Below are 1,294 nucleotides of genomic sequence, written 5' to 3'. Positions count from 1 at the left end.
GAGGAAGCCTCGCAGTTCTCTGACGAAGAGAGCAATCGCTTCTTCAGTCGCATGGTTGTTCGCGCGGAGACCCTGCCGTTTGACATCGAAGTGTTGAAACGCAAAGTCGAACCGCTCGCACAAGAGATGTCGATGAACTGGCGTCTGGTCGACAGCGACCAGCGCAAGCGCGTGGTKCTGATGTGCAGCAAAGGCTCGCACTGCATGACCGATCTGCTCGATCGCTGGAAAACCGGTGACCTGGTCTGTGACATCGCCTGCGTTATTTCCAACCATGAGGATTTGCGCAGCCTAGTTGAGTGGTACGGCATTCCATTCGAATACGTACCGGTCGACAAAGATAATAAGGCTGCAGGGTTTGCCAAAACCGAACAACTGATCGATGAGTACCGCGCGGACTGCATCGTTCTCGCTCGTTACATGCAGATTCTTCCGCAGAACCTGTGTGAAAAATACCGCCACAAAGTGATCAACATCCATCACAGCTTCCTGCCCTCGTTCATCGGCGCAAAGCCGTATCACCAGGCGTCGCGTCGTGGAGTAAAGCTGATCGGCGCGACCTGTCACTACGTGACCGAAGACCTCGACGAGGGGCCGATCATTGAGCAGGACGTCGCGCGCGTCAGCCACGAACAGTCTGTCGATGATCTTGTGCGGTTAGGCAAAGACGTCGAAAAAACCGTATTGGCCCGTGGGCTTCGAAACCATCTCGAAGATCGCGTGCTCGTGTACGGCAATAAAACCATCGTGTTCTAAGCACCCCCCAATCGTCGAGCCAGTTGCCCTGCCTGGGGTGCTGGCCCTGGAGTTTTAAAATGAGCAATACCGTTCCGAGTTCGGCTCGTGTCGTCATCGTCGGTGGTGGGGTTATCGGGTGCAGCGTTGCATACCACCTGACCAAACTGGGCATCAAGGATGTTGTGCTGCTGGAGCGCAAGACGCTGACCTGCGGCACGACCTGGCATGCTGCCGGCCTGGTGCCGACCCTGCGCGCGACCTACAACATGAGCATGCTGGCGAAGTACAGCGCTGGTTTGTACGAGGGCCTTGAAGCAGAAACCGGTCAGGCCACTGGCTTTGTGCGTAACGGTTCCTTGAGCGTCGCGACTCACCAGGAACGTTTCACCGAACTCAAGCGCGGCGCGTCGATGGCCAAGCTTTGTGGCTTTCCCTGTGAAGTGGTCAACCCTGAGCAAGCGCTTGACCTGTGGCCACTGCTGAACATCGAAGACATCGTCGGCGGCGTGTATTTGCCACTGGACGGTGTGGTCAACCCGGTTGATGTCACCCAGGC

At 56.8% G+C, this 1,294-nt stretch carries 2 protein-coding genes; both read left to right on the top strand.

All coding sequences use genetic code 11. From position 1 onward, the window contains the following. On the top strand, nucleotides 1-756 hold a 756-nt coding region (gene purU, locus AC1DVH_RS31280; protein WP_477757044.1), incomplete at its 5' end, for a formyltetrahydrofolate deformylase. Nucleotides 757-815: 59 nt separating this feature from the next. Beyond that, on the top strand, nucleotides 816-1,294 hold a 479-nt coding region (locus tag AC1DVH_RS31275), incomplete at its 3' end, for an NAD(P)/FAD-dependent oxidoreductase (protein ID WP_477757043.1).

Source organism: Pseudomonas sp. P4_C3, from assembly GCF_056402075.1.
This window is presented reverse-complemented; position numbering and strand designations above follow the sequence as displayed.